This is a genomic window from Cohnella faecalis (assembly GCF_003570905.1).
GTDB classification, from domain to species: Bacteria; Bacillota; Bacilli; order Paenibacillales; family Paenibacillaceae; genus Cohnella; species Cohnella faecalis.
Map to the genome: position 1 here is coordinate 98,337 of NZ_QXJM01000063.1, position 19,743 is coordinate 118,079.

5 protein-coding genes, 2 rRNA genes and 1 riboswitch are annotated in these 19,743 nt (G+C 54.2%); of the genes, 5 read left to right on the plus strand and 2 right to left on the minus strand.

Annotated features, from left to right (window positions below):
- Nucleotides 1-77 precede the first annotated feature (77 nt).
- Nucleotides 78-2,093, plus strand: a complete 2,016-nt coding sequence (gene ligA, locus D3H35_RS29960) for an NAD-dependent DNA ligase LigA (RefSeq protein WP_119152705.1) — start codon at nt 78-80, stop codon at nt 2,091-2,093.
- 151 nt (nt 2,094-2,244) lie between these two features.
- Here the strand turns inward: ligA and D3H35_RS29965 are convergent, their stop codons facing one another.
- A complete protein-coding gene (locus D3H35_RS29965; RefSeq protein WP_119152706.1) occupies nt 2,245-2,658 on the minus strand; it encodes a DUF4395 domain-containing protein in 414 nt (137 codons plus the stop codon).
- 1,251 nt (nt 2,659-3,909) lie between these two features.
- Here D3H35_RS29965 and D3H35_RS29970 point away from each other — a divergent pair.
- The 3 genes from D3H35_RS29970 to D3H35_RS29980 all read left to right on the plus strand — a co-directional run bounded on the left by D3H35_RS29970 (nt 3,910) and on the right by D3H35_RS29980 (nt 9,520).
- Nucleotides 3,910-5,463, plus strand: a 16S ribosomal RNA gene (locus D3H35_RS29970).
- A 255-nt stretch (nt 5,464-5,718) separates the two neighbouring features.
- Nucleotides 5,719-8,648, plus strand: a 23S ribosomal RNA gene (locus tag D3H35_RS29975).
- Together the 16S and 23S rRNA genes form the textbook arrangement of a ribosomal RNA operon.
- Before the next feature lie 137 nt (nt 8,649-8,785).
- Nucleotides 8,786-9,520 (plus strand): metallophosphoesterase family protein, encoded by a 735-nt coding sequence (locus D3H35_RS29980; RefSeq protein WP_119152707.1) that lies wholly within the window; start codon nt 8,786-8,788, stop codon nt 9,518-9,520.
- 84 nt (nt 9,521-9,604) lie between these two features.
- Here the strand turns inward: D3H35_RS29980 and D3H35_RS29985 are convergent, their stop codons facing one another.
- Nucleotides 9,605-10,339 carry a CAP domain-containing protein gene (locus D3H35_RS29985; RefSeq protein ID WP_119152708.1) on the minus strand — a complete coding sequence of 245 codons (735 nt, stop codon included), beginning with the start codon at nt 10,337-10,339 and terminating at the stop codon, nt 9,605-9,607.
- Between the two features lie 105 nt (nt 10,340-10,444).
- A riboswitch (cyclic di-AMP (ydaO/yuaA leader) is annotated at nt 10,445-10,581 on the minus strand.
- Between the two features lie 413 nt (nt 10,582-10,994).
- On the opposite strand from D3H35_RS29985, the gene D3H35_RS29990 reads away from it, so the two are divergent.
- Nucleotides 10,995-19,646 carry a cadherin-like beta sandwich domain-containing protein gene (locus tag D3H35_RS29990; RefSeq protein ID WP_119152709.1) on the plus strand — a complete coding sequence of 2,884 codons (8,652 nt, stop codon included), beginning with the start codon at nt 10,995-10,997 and terminating at the stop codon, nt 19,644-19,646.
- The last annotated feature ends 97 nt before the right edge of the window (nt 19,647-19,743 follow it).

The following is a 19,743-nucleotide window of genomic DNA, read 5'->3' on the forward strand; positions in this document are numbered from 1 at the left end:
GCTCGTCCCCCTGCAATAGACTAAGGGTTAGAGGGTTTTTCGCCCCATTTTTCAGCGGAAAAGAGGCCGATGACGGCATGACGGAACCAGCAGCGCGGATGCGGGAGCTCGTATTCGAGTTGAACGCGCACAGCCACCGGTATTATACGGAGGACAGCCCGACGATCAGCGATAAGGAATACGACGTTCTCTACGACGAATTGTCTAGTCTGGAGGCCGAGACAGGAACGGTACTTCCGGATTCTCCCACTCGCCGTGTCGGCGGCGACATTCTGAAAGGATTCGCGCCCCATCGGCATCTATCCCGGCTCTGGAGTCTGGATAAAGCGCAAAACGTGGACGATTTGAACGCATGGGCGGCGCGAGCGTCCCGCTTGATTGCGGATTACAATGCGCGCAATCCGGAGCAGCCGCTGCCTGATCCCGAGTATGCGTTGGAGTTGAAGTTTGACGGCCTGACTCTGAATCTCACCTACTCCGACGGCGAGCTGGTGCAGGCTTCCACGCGCGGCAACGGGGAAGTGGGCGAGGGCATCCTCGCGCAGCTGCGGACGATTCGTTCCGTTCCTTTGACGATCGGGTACACCGAGGGGACGATTGAAGTGCAGGGCGAAGGCATCATGCGCCTGTCGGTGCTGGAGGAATACAACAAGACGGCGGCTGAACCGCTGAAGAATGCCCGCAACGCGGCGGCCGGCGCGTTGCGCAATCTCGATCCGCGAGTGACCTCCTCCCGCAAGCTTGATGCGTTTTTTTATAACGTGGGCTATACCGACGGTCTCGCCTTTGACAATCATCGCCAAATGACGGCGTTTTTGCGCGAGAATAGATTTCCCGTCAATCCTTACGTGCATTACTTCGGATCGATCGAGGAGTTGAGCGAGGAACTGACCCGGATCGCGGAGAGCCGAAATACGCTCGATTACTTGATCGACGGGGCTGTCGTGAAGCTCGTTGATATGCGCACGCGCGAAGCGCTCGGCTACACGGACAAGTTCCCGCGCTGGTCGGTCGCATTCAAATTCGAGGCGGAAGAAACGACGACGGTTCTAGAGTCGGTGTCCTGGGAAGTTGGACGAACGGGCAAGGTGACTCCGCTCGCCCGCGTCGAGGCCGTCGAATTGGCCGGCGTTACCGTACAAAATTGCACGCTCAACAACATAGGGGACATCGAACGGAAAAATTTGAAGCACGCGCTGGGCACCCGGATATTCATCCGCCGCTCGAATGACGTCATACCCGAAATACTGGGCAAGGCGGACGACGAGGAAGGCGGCGAGATCGCGGTTCCGACAGCTTGCCCGGGCTGCGGCTCCCCGCTGGAAATGAAGGGCGCCCATCTGTTCTGCGTCAACAAGCTCGGCTGCAAGCCGCAAATCGTCGGCCGCATTACCCACTTCGCTTCGAGGGATTGCATGGATATCGAGACGTTCAGCGGCAAGACGGCGGAGCAGCTCTACGAGGAGCTCGGAGTTCGCGATCCGGCGGATCTCTATTCGCTTACTTTCGAAGATCTGGTGAAGCTGCAGCGCTTCGGCGAGAAGAAGGCGACGAACCTTATCGCGGCGCTGGAGAAATCGAAATCGCGGGAGCTTTCCGCTTTCTTGAACGCGCTCGGGATTCCGAATACAGGCAAAGCGACGGCGAAGATGCTGGCCGAGCATTACGGCTCGCTGGACCCGCTTATAGCAGCGGAGGCGGAGGAGCTGACAGGGCTGCCCGATGTGGGCGGTATCGTAGCGGAGAGTATTGTGACCTTCTTCCGCGATCCCATCATGCTGAGCAGCGTCGAACGGATGCGTGCGGCGGGCGTGAAGGCGGAATCGGCGAAAGCTGCCGCCCCTGCGGACGAGAGTCACCCCTTGTTCGGCAAGACTGTCGTGCTTACCGGCACGCTGACGTTGATGGGAAGGGATGAAGCGGCGAAGCGGCTGGAAGCGCTCGGAGCCAAGGTGTCAGGCAGCGTCTCGAAGAAGACGGATCTCGTCATCGCCGGGGAGAGCGCGGGCAGTAAGCTCGCCAAGGCACGCGACCTGGGAGTCGCGGTGTTAGAGGACGAAGCGGAATTGTTGAAATTGCTCGGCATGGAGTAAGGGGCTATTCGCTGAAGAGACGGCTGTTCCGATTGCGGAATAGCCGTCTCTTTTTGTTAATTATTTTAATGATTGATTAAATACGAAAATGATGGCATAAGAGGAATGCGCGGGGTTGAATTTCTTTTTGCTTATTATAGATACCCCTGATTCAGGAAAGCTTACGCGAAACCCGGTGCCGGAACTGCTTGTATTGAAAATAGATAGTGCACCCAACGCAGTAGCCGAGCAGCGCGGCGCTTGCCGCAGCCAGCAGCATGAGAGCGGCGGAATAGCCGGCGGCTGTCCAGCCCACTAATAGAAAGAGTAAGGACACCGTTAAAAACAAGACGGCAAGCAAGTTGTTGAATCGGGTTAATTCTGCCGCTTGCGTAGGCCGATTGCTCGTTTGAAGAAATGGCTTGGCTATTCGAACGAAAAGATTCCAACGGCCGTTCGTCGCCAGTCCGACGACCTGAACAAGCCATAATGCGGCAAGCAGCCATGGCTGAAACAGGAGGGAGATCAGCACGAGTAAGACGATGCCCGTCTGGTTCGCTTTGACATATGCAAGGGGAATATTCATGTTCGCACCTCTTTAGTAAGTAGTGGATCTTTTAATTCCAACTTAATCTATTGGATAAGTTGTGTCAACAAAATAACGTCTGTTTGCCCTCATTGAAAGCAGAAAGATTTCTTCGGAATCAAATCACAATTCCGGCTTGGAGTCGGGAATGCGTAGGAGTAATGAAAATTTGCACCACAATTCTTGCTCGGAGTCGGGAGTGCGTCGGAGTAGTGAAGATTTGCGTCACAATTCCGGCTCGGAGTCGGGAATGGGTTGGAGTAGTGAAGGTTTACGTCACAATTCCGGCTCGGAGTCGGTAATGCGTAGGAGTAGTGAAGATTTGCGTCACAATTCCGGCTCGGAGTCGGGAGTGCGTCGGAGTAGTGAAGATTTGCGTCACAATTCCGGCACGGAGTTGGTAATGCGTCGGAGTAGTGAAGATTTGCGTCACAATTCCGGCACGGAGTTGGTAATGCGTCGGAGTAGTGAAGATTTGCGTCACAATTCCGGCTCGGAGTCGGGAATGGGTCGGAGTAGTGAAGATTTGCGTCACAATTCCGGCACGGAGTCGGTAATGCGTCGGAGTAGTGAAGATTTGCGTCACAATTCCGGCACGGAGTTGGTAATGCGTCGGAGTAGTGAAGATTTGCGTCACAATTCCGGCTCGGAGTCGGGAATGGGTTGGAGTAGTGAAGATTTGCGTCACATTCCGGCTCGGAGTCGGGAATGCGTAGGAGTAGTGAAGATTTGCGTCACAATTCCGGCTCGGAGTCGGGAATGCGTAGGAGTAGTGAAGATTTGCGTCACAATTCCAGCTCGGAGTCGGGAATGGGTTGGAGTAGTGAAGATTTGCGTCACAATTCCGGCTCGGAGTCGGGAATGGGTTGGAGTAGTGATGTTTTGTGTCACAACACAGGAGCACCTTATATAAAGGCTAGTAAATCCTTAATGTAAAATATTACCTGTTGCATTGATTGTTCGAAATGTGATAAGTTATTTCTCGCCCCTCCGAGAGGAAAGGGCAAGAACGAAATGCCAAACGCAAATGAAAAAAGCGGTTGACATTGTCGCTCGAAGCTGATAAAGTTAACTGCTGTTGGCCCGAGAGAGCCAACGTGGAATACGAAGAGCTTCACGATTGCTCCTTGAAAACTGAACATCGAGCGTAATACGGATCCCCGAAGATGAGGCTTAGGCCGAGTCGGAAGGACCAAAAAGTAAGACCAGCTTTGAAAGAGCCATCGAGGTTCTTCAATAAAGTGTAACACTTTAATGGAGAGTTTGATCCTGGCTCAGGACGAACGCTGGCGGCGTGCCTAATACATGCAAGTCGAGCGGATCTTTGAGGGAGCTTGCTCCCGATAAGGTTAGCGGCGGACGGGTGAGTAACACGTAGGCAACCTGCCCCTAAGACTGGGATAACATTCGGAAACGAATGCTAAGACCGGATACGCAAGCTTGTCGCATGACGGGCTTGGGAAACACGGAGCAATCTGTGGTTTAGGGATGGGCCTGCGGCGCATTAGCTAGTTGGTGGGGTAACGGCTCACCAAGGCGACGATGCGTAGCCGACCTGAGAGGGTGAACGGCCACACTGGGACTGAGACACGGCCCAGACTCCTACGGGAGGCAGCAGTAGGGAATCTTCCACAATGGGCGCAAGCCTGATGGAGCAACGCCGCGTGAGTGAGGAAGGCTTTCGGGTCGTAAAGCTCTGTTGCCAGGGAAGAATAAGGGTGTGTTAACTGCACATTCGATGACGGTACCTGAGAAGAAAGCCCCGGCTAACTACGTGCCAGCAGCCGCGGTAATACGTAGGGGGCAAGCGTTGTCCGGAATTATTGGGCGTAAAGCGCGCGCAGGCGGTCTTTTAAGTCTGGTGTCTAAGTGCGGGGCTCAACCCCGTGATGCACTGGAAACTGGGAGACTTGAGTGCAGAAGAGGAGAGCGGAATTCCACGTGTAGCGGTGAAATGCGTAGAGATGTGGAGGAACACCAGTGGCGAAGGCGGCTCTCTGGACTGTAACTGACGCTGAGGCGCGAAAGCGTGGGGAGCAAACAGGATTAGATACCCTGGTAGTCCACGCCGTAAACGATGAGTGCTAGGTGTTGGGGGGGTCCACCCCTCGGTGCCGAAGTTAACACATTAAGCACTCCGCCTGGGGAGTACGGTCGCAAGACTGAAACTCAAAGGAATTGACGGGGACCCGCACAAGCAGTGGAGTATGTGGTTTAATTCGAAGCAACGCGAAGAACCTTACCAGGTCTTGACATCCCTCTGACCGGTACAGAGATGTACCTTTCCTTCGGGACAGAGGAGACAGGTGGTGCATGGTTGTCGTCAGCTCGTGTCGTGAGATGTTGGGTTAAGTCCCGCAACGAGCGCAACCCTTGAACTTAGTTGCCAGCACGTTAAGGTGGGCACTCTAGGTTGACTGCCGGTGACAAACCGGAGGAAGGCGGGGATGACGTCAAATCATCATGCCCCTTATGACCTGGGCTACACACGTACTACAATGGCCGGTACAACGGGCTGCGAAGGAGCGATCCGGAGCCAATCCCAGCAAAGCCGGTCTCAGTTCGGATTGTAGGCTGCAACTCGCCTGCATGAAGTCGGAATTGCTAGTAATCGCGGATCAGCATGCCGCGGTGAATACGTTCCCGGGTCTTGTACACACCGCCCGTCACACCACGAGAGTTTACAACACCCGAAGTCGGTGGGGTAACCCGCAAGGGAGCCAGCCGCCGAAGGTGGGGTAGATGATTGGGGTGAAGTCGTAACAAGGTAGCCGTATCGGAAGGTGCGGCTGGATCACCTCCTTTCTAAGGAGCCCGCAAGGGCTAACAAAGTCCACAGCTCGCGTCAGCGAGGTGGCAATCCGTATTGCGCTCGAGTTCAGTTTTGAAGGATCAATTCCTTCAATTAGGTATCATCTTGTACCTTGAAAACCGGATAGCGAAAACGAAATGCGCGAAAGACATCATTCGCCTTACTTGCTGTTGGTTTGCAACGGAAGTTGTGAATCAAGAAGTTGACAACGGAGCATTAGCCTTTGGCTAACGCTAACAGTTGCAACAGGTTAAGCTAATAAGGGCGCACGGAGGATGCCTAGGCGCCAGGAGCCGAAGAAGGACGCGACGAACAGCGATATGCCTCGGGGAGCCGTAAGTGGGCTTTGATCCGGGGATTTCCGAATGGGGAAACCCAGCTGCGGTAATGCGCAGTTACCCTTGACTGAATACATAGGTCATTGGAGGCATACCCGGGGAACTGAAACATCTAAGTACCCGGAGGAGAAGAAAACAAGAGTGATTCCGTCAGTAGCGGCGAGCGAAAGCGGATTAGCCCAAACCTAAGAGCTTGCTCTTAGGGGTTGTGGGACGTCTCACATGGAGTTACAAAGGAGCAGGGTAGACGAAGAGGACTGGAAAGTCCCGTCAAAGAAGGTAACAACCCTGTAGTCGAAAGTCTGCTCCCTCCGAGACGGATCCCGAGTACCGCGGGACACGAGAAACCCCGTGGGAATCCGGCAGGACCATCTGCCAAGGCTAAATACTCCCTGGCGACCGATAGTGAACCAGTACCGTGAGGGAAAGGTGAAAAGCACCGCGGGAGCGGAGTGAAAAAGAACCTGAAACCGTGCGCTTACAAGAAGTCAGAGCCCGATCTAGGGGTGATGGCGTGCCTTTTGTAGAATGAACCGGCGAGTTACGTTCACGTGCAAGGTTAAGCTGAAGAGGCGGAGCCGAAGGGAAACCAAGTCTGAATAGGGCGAATAAGTACGTGGTCGTAGACCCGAAACCGTGTGATCTACCCCTGTGCAGGGTGAAGGTGCGGTAACACGCACTGGAGGCCCGAACTCGTGAGCGTTGAAAAGCTCTGGGATGACGTGGGGGTAGGGGAGAAATTCCAATCGAACTCGGAGATAGCTGGTTCTCCCCGAAATAGCTTTAGGGCTAGCCTCGAGGTTAAGCATCATGGAGGTAGAGCACTGATTGGGTGCGGGGCCCGCCAAGGGTTACCAAGTCCAGTCAAACTCCGAATGCCATGTATGTATACTCGGGAGTCAGACGGCGAGTGCTAAGATCCGTCGTCAAGAGGGAAAGAGCCCAGATCATCAGCTAAGGTCCCCAAGTGTGTGTTAAGTGGGAAAGGATGTGGAGTTGCGAAGACAACCAGGATGTTGGCTTAGAAGCAGCCACCATTTAAAGAGTGCGTAATAGCTCACTGGTCGAGTGACTCTGCGCCGAAAATGTAACGGGGCTAAACACACCACCGAAGCTATGGCATGCATACTTAGTATGCTTGGGTAGGGGAGCGTTGTATGCGGGTAGAAGTCAGACCGTAAGGACTGGTGGACTGCATAGAAGTGAGAATGCCGGTATGAGTAACGAAAAGATCAGTGAGAATCTGATCCGCCGAAAACCTAAGGGTTCCTGGGGAAGGTTCGTCCGCCCAGGGTAAGTCGGGACCTAAGGCGAGGCCGAAAGGCGTAGTCGAAGGACAACAGGTTGAAATTCCTGTACCACCGTAAATCGTTACGAGCGATGGGGGGACGCAGGAGGGCAAGGACGCGAGCGGATGGAAGAGCTCGTCCAAGCAGCAAGAGGGTAGCATAGGCAAATCCGTGCTACGTAACCTCAAGCTGTGATGGGGAGGGAAAATTGCAGTACCGAAGGTCCCGTGCTCACGCTGCCAAGAAAAGCCTCTAGCCAGATGAAGGTGCCCGTACCGTAAACCGACACAGGTGGGTGAGATGAATAGTCTAAGGCGCGCGGAAGAACTCTCGTTAAGGAACTCGGCAAAATGACCCCGTAACTTCGGGAGAAGGGGTGCCCCGGTAGTGTGAATAGCACGAGGGGGCCGCAGTGAAGAGGCCCAAGCGACTGTTTAGCAAAAACACAGGTCTGTGCGAAGCCGTAAGGCGAAGTATACGGGCTGACGCCTGCCCGGTGCTGGAAGGTTAAGGGGAGCGGTTAGGGGCAACCCGAAGCTGTGAACCGAAGCCCCAGTAAACGGCGGCCGTAACTATAACGGTCCTAAGGTAGCGAAATTCCTTGTCAGGTAAATTCTGACCCGCACGAATGGCGTAACGATCTTGGGCGCTGTCTCAACGAGAGATCCGGTGAAATTTTAGTACCTGTGAAGATGCAGGTTACCCGCGACGTGACGGAAAGACCCCATGGAGCTTTACTGGAGCTTGATATTGAACTTTGGTACGGTCTGTACAGGATAGGTGGGAGCCTTGGAAGCCTGAGCGCCAGCTTAGGTGGAGGCGCCGTTGGGATACCACCCTGATCGTATCGGAGTTCTAACCTGCCACCCTTATCGGGTGGAGGGACCGTGTCAGGCGGCCAGTTTGACTGGGGCGGTCGCCTCCTAAAGAGTAACGGAGGCGCCCCAAGGTTCCCTCAGCGCGGTTGGAAATCGCGCGAAGAGTGCAAAGGCATAAGGGAGCTTGACTGCGAGACCTACAAGTCGAGCAGGGACGAAAGTCGGGCTTAGTGATCCGGTGGTACCGAATGGAAGGGCCATCGCTCAACGGATAAAAGCTACCCTGGGGATAACAGGCTTATCTCCCCCAAGAGTCCACATCGACGGGGAGGTTTGGCACCTCGATGTCGGCTCATCGCATCCTGGGGCTGAAGTAGGTCCCAAGGGTTGGGCTGTTCGCCCATTAAAGCGGTACGCGAGCTGGGTTCAGAACGTCGTGAGACAGTTCGGTCCCTATCTGTCGCGGGCGTAGGAAATTTGAGAGGGGCTGTCCTTAGTACGAGAGGACCGGGATGGACGCGCCGCTGGTGTACCAGTTGTTCCGCCAGGAGCATCGCTGGGTAGCCAAGCGCGGGAGGGATAAGCGCTGAAAGCATCTAAGCGCGAAGCCCGCCTCAAGATGAGATTTCCCAGTATGTAAGACCCCTGGAAGAACACCAGGTTGATAGGCTCGGGGTGGAAGCGCGGCAACGTGTGCAGCTGACGAGTACTAATCGGTCGAGGGCTTATCCTAACAAACACAGGTAAGACGATGTTAATCGCTCATTTCGTTTTCGCATCCGGTTTTCAGGGCGCAAGCCTATATAACCGCAAGTGGAGCTGTTCCTTAGGGAGCAGCTCCGCTTTTGCATATCCGAGGAGGCTTCTCGAATGGATACGATTGCGATCATATCGGACGTACACGGCAATATTCCAGCTTTGGAAGCTGTCCTCAACGACATTTCGCGTCGTAAAATAACCCGGATTTTCTGCTTGGGAGACTTGGTGGGGAAAGGGCCCGACTCTGTCGCGGTCGTGGATATCGTTAAGGAACGATGCGAGCGGATCGTTATGGGGAACTGGGACGATTTGGTCACTAAGCCGAACGACCATGAAGAAGTAAGCTGGCATCGGAACATACTGGGCGTGGATCGTTTGAACTTTTTGCGGTCGCTCCCTTTTTCCATAGAATTTTTCATGAGCGGCAAGTTTATTCGACTGTTTCACGCTTCGCCGAGAAGCTTGTACGAGCGTATCCAGCCGTGGGATGCTTTGGAGAAGCGGCTGTCTCTTTGTCAAAGCTCTGTATTTTGCCTGGAAGACAGGGAAGCCGACGTCATTGGCTATGGAGATATTCATAACGCTTATTTGCAGCATTCGAACGGGAAAGTTCTGTTTAACGTCGGAAGTGTGGGCAATCCGCTCGATTCGGTGGATGCCTCCTACGCGATTGTCGAAGGGGCAATGGATGAGGAGCGTTCTTCGGCTCCGTTCGAATTGCGATTTATTAAGGTACCGTACGATATCGAAATGGCGGTTCGGCTGGCCGTAGCTGCGAAAGTGCCTTCTTCGGAGGCGTACATCAAAGAGCTTCGCACTGGGAAGTATAGAGGACTCAAGGATTAGAATCATTAATCATTACCATGAAAAAGGACGTCCTTCCAGTCATCAGACCGGAGGACGTCCTTTCGATAAGGCTCAAGCTTTTGCTTAGCCGATAAATTCTTGTACCCATTCGCCGTTGTAATAAGCGACGCCGATGGTTGTGAAGTTAGCGTTCAGAATGTTCGCTTTATGCCCGGCGCTGTTCATCCACGCGGTCATAACCTCTTGGGGAGTACGCTGGCCTTTGGCGATGTTCTCGCCGGCGTAGCGGTAGCTTATTCCGTACGTTTTCATCATGTCGAACGGCGAGCCGTACGTCGGGGAAGTATGGTCGAAATAGTTTTTATTGTACATGTCCTTGGCTTTATCGAGCGCCATGGCCGTCAGCTTCGCGTTCGATTGAAGCGGCTTAAGACCGGCTTTTGCCCGTTCCTGATTAACCAAAGTTACGACTTGCTGCGCATAAGCGGAAGCGGAGCTGTCGGCAGCGGTGCTGCCGTTGCTGCCCGTGCTTGTCGAAGGTGTAGACGGCTTCGTTGTCGCTGGCTTGGAAGGCTGAGCTGCCGGCTTGGAAGGTTGAGTTACCGGTTTGGAAGGCTGAGCGGTTTGACCGGAGCCTGTGCCTGTGCCGGTTGTTGCGTTCGAAGGAGCTTTGACTTGAATATATTGTTGAATGAACGCGTTCCAATCAAAGCCGTTGGCTGATGTCGCTAATTGGTTCCAATCGTAAGCTTTCACTTGAACGACCGAAGCCGAAGCGGCGCCTGCTCCTGCCGGTACTGCGATCGCCAACGTCAACGCGCCTACTGCAAGGGACTTTTTCAACTTGTTGTTCTTCATGAATGAATTCCTCCTCTTTGGTAACGACTCGGGCACGATCTCTAAGCTGCGATCCTGCCGAATCGTTGTCGATATAAACGCTTGTCGTCATCCGATGGATGTCGCTAGCCATTTATACTTAGCCTGCGAGGTTAGCTGACGGGTTCGGGTCAAAGAGTCGCCCTTGCGCGCAATTGCGCGCCTTCACCCCAATGAATTGGGTCCCCCGCGTCCGGTCGCCCGGACTTCGGCTTTGCATAGGACACATTCTATCAACTATCAGCTTGAGATTCACTACCAAATATCTGGAATGGAAGATAAGGAAATCATAGGGCAGGGTAACACGACTCACCGACACAGCCGCTTCAAGGCGGTCTGCGCAGGGAAATGGGAGCATGAAAAAGACCGTCATCCTATCAGGGGACGGTCTTTTCTTTTTACGTAATGAAAGAAGTCTTGTTTATTCTGTGTTTATTGCGAGCTTGTATAATGTTGTCGAACGTTGTCGAATTTTACCAGCGGGTCTAGAAGGCGCTAAAGGAAAGGCACAACGATGTCCTTTGATATTCGTGCGTTTCCACCGAGCAAATGGGAGAAACGAGCCTTCGGAATCGACGGGTTCAATAGGCTCTAATAATGAAGGTTGGAACAGTCAAACGAATGGAGGAAACCGTCAGTGCGCAATCATTGGATTTCAGGATTGGCCAAGCTGTTGATCGCCGCGTTGCTGCTGCAAAGCATACCTCTTGTGTATGGAAGCGGAAATGCAGCTCATGCAGAGGGAGCGGAACAAGTATCAGACGATTTGACGGATTATACGTGGAAGAGGGCCGATAGCGGCACCTTTAAACCGGCTGCGAGGCAAGCTGCAAGCATGGCTTATGATGAAGCTGCCGGGAATGTCGTATTGTTCGGCGGCGAGAGCAGTGTCTTGTTGAACGACACTTGGCTTTGGGATGGCAGCGAGCAAACCTGGCAGGAGGCGGCAGTCTCTTCAACTAAGCCGGTTGCGCGCAAATATGCGGTAACGGCTTTCGACCCTGTTAGCCAGAAAGTGCTTCTGTTCGGAGGCGAAGGCTCCGCAGGAGTTCTTAACGACACATGGTTATGGAACGGGCAGACGGCTTCATGGGAGAAATTAACCCCTGCCATATCTCCTTCGCAGCGAGCCGGTGCGCAATTGGCTTACGACGGAGAGCATCTGATCCTGTTCGGAGGATATAAAATAAGCGGAGGAACGAAGACCTCTCTCGGTGATACTTGGCTGTGGGACGGGACGAATTGGACGGATGTAACGCCTACGGATCCGGGCGCGTCTCCGCCAGCCGCATATAACGGACAGATGACTTTTGACGGGCAATCGGCCGTGTTGTATGGCGGCATTACCGGCAACGTAACGGTCAACAACGGCACGACCGACGTTACAATGAAAGACAGCTCGCCGAAGCTGTGGCACTGGAACGCCGATACGTTGGCATGGAGCTCGACGGATGGGCCGGAGTCATTCGGACGTTGGGGCCATACGATGGCCTACGACGGTCGCCGGGTTGTGTTCTTCAGCGGAGCGCGCGATTACCTTCATTCCTTTAATGGCACCTTGATAACGGACTTGAAGATGCCTTCCTCCGTCTATCCGTATCCGAGAACCGGCCTGGCCTACGGCTTGAAAGGCGGGGTTTGGGAAGGGTATCCTCAAGTCGGCTCGTCAGGAACCGGGTTTCAAGACGATGTCGGCTACCCGGGTCAGCTTCAGCTTTATCCGAATCAGCGTCCGTTCCCGCTCACTAATGCGAGCATGGCGTTCGACGGCACCAATTTTGTTATTTTCGGCGGGCATCGCGATGCGGTCGACGTATGGGACAAACATCAAATCCAGGGCGGGCACAAGCTCGAAACGATTCCCGCCGGAGTAATGAATGAAACCTGGGTGTTCGGATACACGCCGCCATCGCCTCCGGGGATCAAGATGGTGAGCGAACCGATCATTAATCTGGATCCGGCACATCTCGACGATACCGTTAGTGTAGTAACTAGCGTCTACTCTCTAGGCGGCAAACCGGTCACTTCACGCGGGGTCGAGTATCGCCCGTATACGGAAGCTGGCAGTGCAGACTGGATTGCCATGCCTTATTCGGCAGATCCGCAAGCGACAGGCTCATTTACTGTTACGTTGACCGGTCTGACTTGGCAGCAGGAATATGAAGTTCGGAGTTATGCCGTCAACGAAATCGGCACCAGCTATACGCCTGTCGAGCGCTTTGTGCTTGAAGACGATCCATCGATGGAAGAGCCTGACGTTCGGTTCGATCGAATCGGTCCGTCCGTGCTGCATGTGAAAGACAAGAAGCGGATTGTCGCGGTCGGGGAAGGCGTGACCAATCTTCTGCGCAAGCCGCTCAACCAAATTCACTATTATTTGAAAAATGGCGGCAGCATTACTCCGCTGAACTACAACATTTTGAGCAAAAACCAGTTGGAATTGACTTGGGAGGCCGATTTGCCGCCAGGCTCCTATGAAGTACATCTGGAGCATGACACTTACCAAGATTACGTGTATGTGGACGACCTTGGGACAGAAGAGTGGAATGAAGGACTGGCGCTAATTAACGTCGACTTCTACAAGCCGCGCAACTTCGATCGGATTGACGTGCCAAGCACGGCATCGGGGAATGAACAGACCAGCCTGTGGCTGCAAGGTCCGTTCACCGAGACGCCTTCCAAGCCGAAGGAGTACGTATTGAACGACACCTCCGAGGTTGTCACGATCAACGGAAACGTCTTGTTCAAGGGCAGCAGACTTGTCGTGGACAAGACCGATTCGGCCAAAACCGTCATTACCGGCGAGGGACGGTTGTATGTCAACAGCGGCAGCTCGCAAGGGGCAAGCTTGCCCTATACGCTGCATGACGGACCGTTCGCATTCGATTCGGATGACTTCTCCCTCATCCTGTCCGGCAACAGCGCTGCTGATTATATGGGCATAGATATGCCTTTCAAGGCCAATAAGCTTACCTTTGCCAAGGACGGCTTGAATTTGTCCGGCAATCTGGAGGTTGGATTTACGGCCGGAAGTCAGAAAATATCCAGCTCCATTCCGATAAGCGGGGTGCAATATCGGAATAGCCGTTTCGAGCTGAGCGGCACTTACGCGATGAACAAGAGCTTTAAGGTAGGACCGCTTGATGTCAGCAACACGCAGTTCGTTATTGACAGTCGAGTGCCTTATATTAGCGTTAAAGGCACAGGCAAATTGCCTAACGACAGCCTTGGTTTCGATCTTCTCATGAAGGTCAAGCAGGGGCGTCTTGACGAGATCGGCTTCGGAATGTACAGCAAGACGAAGCTTGCCTCGACAGGACTTCAAGTCAATTATTTGTTCGGCAATGTGAACAATCTGGCAGGGAAGACACAAATTCCTCAGCGGCTTGGCGTGACGGGCTCTGTGGCGGACATCATCGTACCCGAGCTTAAGCATCCGTCGGTCAGCTACAAGTTCAACCTGCTCGGAACGGATTCGATCGCTGTCGATTTAACCAATTACGGTTTTGATGCCACCGGCATCGAATATTATTACTGGCTGCCGGTGAACAACATGAGCATGCAGACCGTCGTTAATCCGACTGTCGCCGGTATTCCGGGCTTCACTTCGCCAGGCTTTCTGGCGAAGGGCGATATTAATGTATTCGATACGATCAAAGGCGTCATCGCTGCGTATTCCTTCAACAAAAAGGGATACAGCGGCGTGCTCAAAGGAACCGTATATGTGCCTAAAGGAATCCCGCGCATCGGCGGAGTGACGGTCCGGAATGTCGTTCTTAGCGTGAATGAAAAAGGCGTATCCGGATTGTTCAAGCACAACGGCATCAATGCAAGAGTGACCTATACGTTCCAAAACAACACGATCTTGTTCGAAGTAGAGGCCGAACCGCCGAAGAAATCATGGTGGGAAAAAGGGCTCGACCTCTATAACAGCGTCAACGACTTCTTCGAAAAGACCGAGCCATTGGGGGATCTGCTGGAGGAAATATTCCTCTTTAATCCGAACACCTCTTCGTCTTTCAACATTGCGGCTGCAGACGATTGGATGAAATACTTTGATTTCACCCAGTTCAACGTTGCCAACAATGTCGCATCGACGACCGGCGAATTGAAAAAAGTGTACGAGCTGACGCCGGTCAGGCTGGCGTTCCAGCCGGAGGATACGACGGAGACTGAGGTTAGCGCGCGGATTGCCGACGGACAGCTGACAGCGGTTGACCGGACGCCGCTTGTGACTACGAAGGCAGACGCGGCAGCCAACGGACAGATCAGCTCCGTCTTCCCGGTCAAGCGCGCTTATGAGGCGCTTATCGCCATAAACGGCGACCAACGGTCAGCCGTATTGAAGGCTTCTTCCGCCGAAAAGCCGACTGTTGAAAAGACGGTATTGACGGAAGTTGTCTATGACGCTGACCGGGATACTACCTACATGCGCGCATCGCTGTATGCAGGAAGCTGGAAGCTGATTACGGGGGAAAGCGTCCGAATCAGCGTGAATGAATTGGTATTCGCAAAAAAATCGTTGACGCTTGAGCAATTGGCTGGCGTATGGGCGCAAACCGCTGACCGTTCGGTTACGTCTCTGAATATAGAAGAAGCGGGCGTCTACGCATTGAACATCGATGCTGGATCGGACGAAGTTGTGCTCTACAAGCCGGATGGACGGCCTTATGATCTGCAAGGTTCGCAAAACCAGGCCGGTTGGAACTCCTTCCTGGATGCGGACGACAATCGGCACGTACTGTTGAACGCGATTGAACCGGGAACGTGGCTGATCATTGCGGACGAGAGCCCGAAGGCGGCGATCAACCGCGTACCGGCGAAAACCACGACGGACGAGCTAAAGCAATGGGTACAGGATAGAGCCTATCCGACGTTTTTTGAGATGAGCCGCACGACCAATGGACAGGCCATTGTGGAAATTTACGGAGCGGACGAAGAGACGAAGCTTTATATGCCTAGCGGCGAGCTGTACAGCTTGCAGCCCGATCCGAATTTGAGCGGGCTGAACGTTGCATACGACGAATCGCAGAACAAGCTGACCGTATGGCTCGACAAGGTTGAATTGAAAGGTCAATGGAAAGTGGTGAGCGGCGGCTTTACCAGCTTCGCGGCATACAAAACGAGCAGGAAGTTCAAGTCCATTAAGCCGCTGTTGGACGAAGGACGATATTCCAAGTATTTCGAATTGGCGGAGAAAGGCGACTATATGTTGTCTGTCAGCGGCGGCAATACCGATACGGTCATCTATGCGCCGAACGGGAAGCCTTATACGCTGAGTTTTGAGGATCAGAGCGGCAACGCCTACTTGCAGCCGGCGGCCGATCGAACGTCTAGCCCGTCTGCCGGAGGAGATCCGCTGAATCAGACTCAGATCGTTACTCCGAACCCTGTGCAGGACGGACGGGACATGCTCTATGTGTCGCTGCTTAATGCGCCTGCGGGCAAGTGGCGGGTACAGAACGGCACCAAGGTTGATTTGCAAATTCAGAAGCTTATTCCGTCGCCTGATGTCAAAGCTTCTGCCGACTCGATTGCCGGTGCTAACAATCGTATTCGGGTGACATGGTCAACGGAGAATGCCGCTGCCGATACCGAAGTGGCGATTATGCTGACCGGCAGCAAAGACGCGTATGTCGGAGAAGTTCTTGCGGAAGGTCTGGCTGCTGCGGGCAGCACGGTCATCGACATTCCTGAAATGATGATACCGGGCACTTACTATGTGACGGTAGCGGCGACAAGCGTGGATAAGGCGCCGACGTACGCCATTGTGGAAGAACCGGTGGTCGTATCGGCTCCATATTCGCTTAACGCGCCGGCCCAGCTTAGCGTGCAGTCGACCGGCAACGGAGAAGTGTCGCTGAAATTCTCCTCTGTGTCCGGGCAAGTGGAGCGCTACCGGGTTTGGGTCGGCGAAGGAGCGGACGTTCAACCTGCGACGCCGGTTCTGGATTTCGCTCCGGAGCCTGGCGCTTCTCAGCAAGCGGTAATCTCCGGCCTTCGGGTTAACGAGGACTATACGATTGCGGTTTCGGCGATCGGCGAGCAAGAGGGGCGGCTTGTGTTGAGCCCGCTATCCGACAACGTCAGCTTGACGCTTCCGGCTCCCCAGCCGGCCGCGCTGACCGTATCGGTCGATGCGGGATCGAATTTGGTCGCCAATCGCACTTACAAGAGTTACGACGGAAGCGACATACAGCTTGCGCTGACAGCGGCCGACCAAGCGAAGCTTGATGTAACGACGAATCAGGCGGCCGATCTGACCTTCACGATCAACGGGCACACTTTTGACAGCGTGCACGTCGCGGCGAACGGATCTTATTCATTTGATTTGAACGAGCGCCTTGAAACCAGCGTGCTGGAGGAGCAAGAATACAAGGTGACGATCGAGGCGGTCAATGCGCGCGGCGACCGCAGCGTCGAGTACCGCAGATTGTTCGTCGATCGCACGGCGCCGCTGCTGATCGCATCTGGCGGCGATGACGCAACGGGCGCGCCTATCTCGCTCAACGGTACAATTGACACCTCCGGCAAAGTGCTGATTGTGGGGCAAACGGAAGTCGGAGCGAAGCTGGATATTAACGGAGTCATCGTGCCTCTTGACGATGCTGGCCGTTTTGTCTACTATGCTCCGCTCGCATGGGATAGCAGCATAGATCGGATTCTGATCACGATAAAGGCTTCCGACGAGGCAGGCAATACGACTGCGTACGGCTTCGAGGTGCTGAAGGCTGTTGCGGGAGCAGATTTGACCTATCCGGGCGACTTGGCTGCGCTGACAACGGTGGGTGCGACGATGAGCGCGCCGTATCAGTTCGGCACAGTCGATTATGAAACCGTGGCCTACTTGAACAAAGTTCGCGTCTATGCGGCACCTATGGTTTCGTCCTCTGTCGTATCGATAGAAGGAACGCCGCTGCCGACTAGCGGTTATGTGGAAGTCGCGGTACCGGATGCCGGGCGAGCTGTTCAAATTCGCGTGAAGCCTGCCGGCGGCCTGTCGGAGCAGCTATACACATTGAATATTGAAACCGGCTCAAGCGCGGCGCTGCTAAGCACATTGACACTGAAAACGCAATCGGGCGAAGCGGTTGCTGCGCAGCCTTTTACAGGGACAGAAGAAACTTATAACGTATATGTAGACAACTCGGTGGATGGGGTAACCTTGACGCCTGACGCCTTGATGGCCGGATCAGTGATTAGAGTCAAGGGGCAGGATGTGCAGAACGGACAGCCATCCCAGACCATTCCCTTGCAAGTGGATGACAATCCAATACCTGTAACCGTCGTCTCGCCGGACGGATTGACGACGCGCAGCTACCAGGTAGTCGTCTCGCGGATGCCAAGCGGCAATTCCGAGCTGCAGCAATTGGGCATTGCTACAGCCGGCGTTTCGCTGACGCCGGGCTTTGACCCTAATGTGCTTCAATACCAAGTGCTTGTACCACACGACACTACAGCCTTCGCGCTGCAGCCTGTTGCGCAACAGGCGGATGCCGCCGTCCTCGTCAACGGCCAAGAATCGAACGGCAGCACGGTGACTATTCCGTTCGGCGGAGAAAGCTTGTCTGTCGCGATCGAGATTCGCGCACCAGACGACAGCGAGCGTAAGTATACTTTGTCCGTTGTGCGCCAGAAGGGTGCGCCTGCGCAAGCGCCATTGCTTACGAGCCTATCGGCGAGCACAGCGCTGGACGGCGAATTCAATCCTTATCAATTTTTCTATGGCACCAAGGGGCAGACCGAAAACTATCTGACAACGATTACGGCGGTTGCGGGCGATCCGCAAGCAATCGTAACGGTAAAGGGTGTTTCGTTGCAGGGCGGCGGTAAATTCATGCCTAGCCTCAGTCTAGGGGAAAATACCATCGTCGTAAGAGTGGAATCCGCCGATCTGACCGCTTCGCGGACCTACTCCATCAATATTAAGCGCGTGAGCAAACCCGAGGAGAACTTGCGTCATTCGACGATTACCGGCAGCGCAGGGGATTGGTCGGATCAGATCGAGATCGTCAGAACTCGTACGCAAGAGGGAACTGCGGTCGATACAGTGAGACTGGATGCGGAAAAGGCGCGCCATATTTTGGACAAAGCCAAACAGAACAAAGACAGCATTGCGCGAATCTACGTGACTGATATCCCTGACGATCCGGCAGATGAGCGTATGGTAAAACTCAGCGCCGATTCCTTGAGCTTGCTTGCGGATGGCGGTATGTCGTTGCAAATCGTACTGCCCGAAGCGGTGATCGATTTGCCGGCAGCTTCGCTGCAACAGCTCGGCAAAGAAGGACAAGACGCTTACTTCCGGATTATTCCGGTTATCGCCGATGATGAGCGGGGCGAAGTGACATCACGTGTTCTCGCTTCTGACTTGGTGCAGCAAGCGGCAGGAGGCCAGCCTGCTTCCGTGATCGGGCATCCGGTCAAGATTGAAACGAATTACTCCGGGTTCAAGACGAAGCTTCTGTTCCCGCTGACGGACTTGAGGCTGCCGGCAGATAAGGCAGCAGCTAAGCAACTGCTGTCGGAACTGGCTGTTTATATTGAGCACAGCGACGGCGAGAAAGTGCTTGCGCCAGGAGAAATTCGTTATGACGCGGAAGGCAACGTAACCGGCATTGCGATTGAAATCAATAAATTCAGCACATTTGCCATCGTTCGGACGAATGCGGCAAATACAGTGCTTGAGCCTTATATGTCCGGTTACCCGGACGGCACCTTCCGTCCGTCGCAATCGATCAAGCGCGCGGAATTGGCAGCTATTCTTCACCGTCTAGGCGCAGAAGGTACTTTGTCGGCGCAAGCGGCGGGGTATGCGGATGTTGCTGCAAAACATTGGGCAGCGGAGGCAATCGCCTACATGAAGCGCTCCGGGCTAATGCTCGGCGATAACAAAGGGCTGTTCCGTCCGGAAGACGCCGTTACCCGCGCGGAGATGGCCAGCATCGTCGCCCGACTGCTTCCGGCATCCGCAGCCAATCAAGCGTCAGCAGGAGCATACAGCGATACGCATGGACATTGGGCTGCAGATGCGATCAAGAAAGCTGCGCAAGCGAGCATTCTGCAAGGATATCCGGATGGAACTTTCCGACCGGATAACAAGCTGACTCGCGCGGAAGCGGTACAAATACTAAATAAATTGTTCCAACGACCTACAGCCGGCGTACCTTCGTCCAGCTGGCTGGATGTACCGCTAAGCCACTGGGCCATCCGGGAGATTGAGTCGGCTTCCGGCACAGTGGAGGTGTCGTCCGATGGCACTGTGCTTGTAGAACCCGCGATCCATTAGATTCTCGGGCAGCACGAAACGAGAAACGACCATCCTTCCGTCTAGAAGGGTGGTCGTTTTTTGTACCTATTCGATGCCTACGTCGACGTCCAGAGAG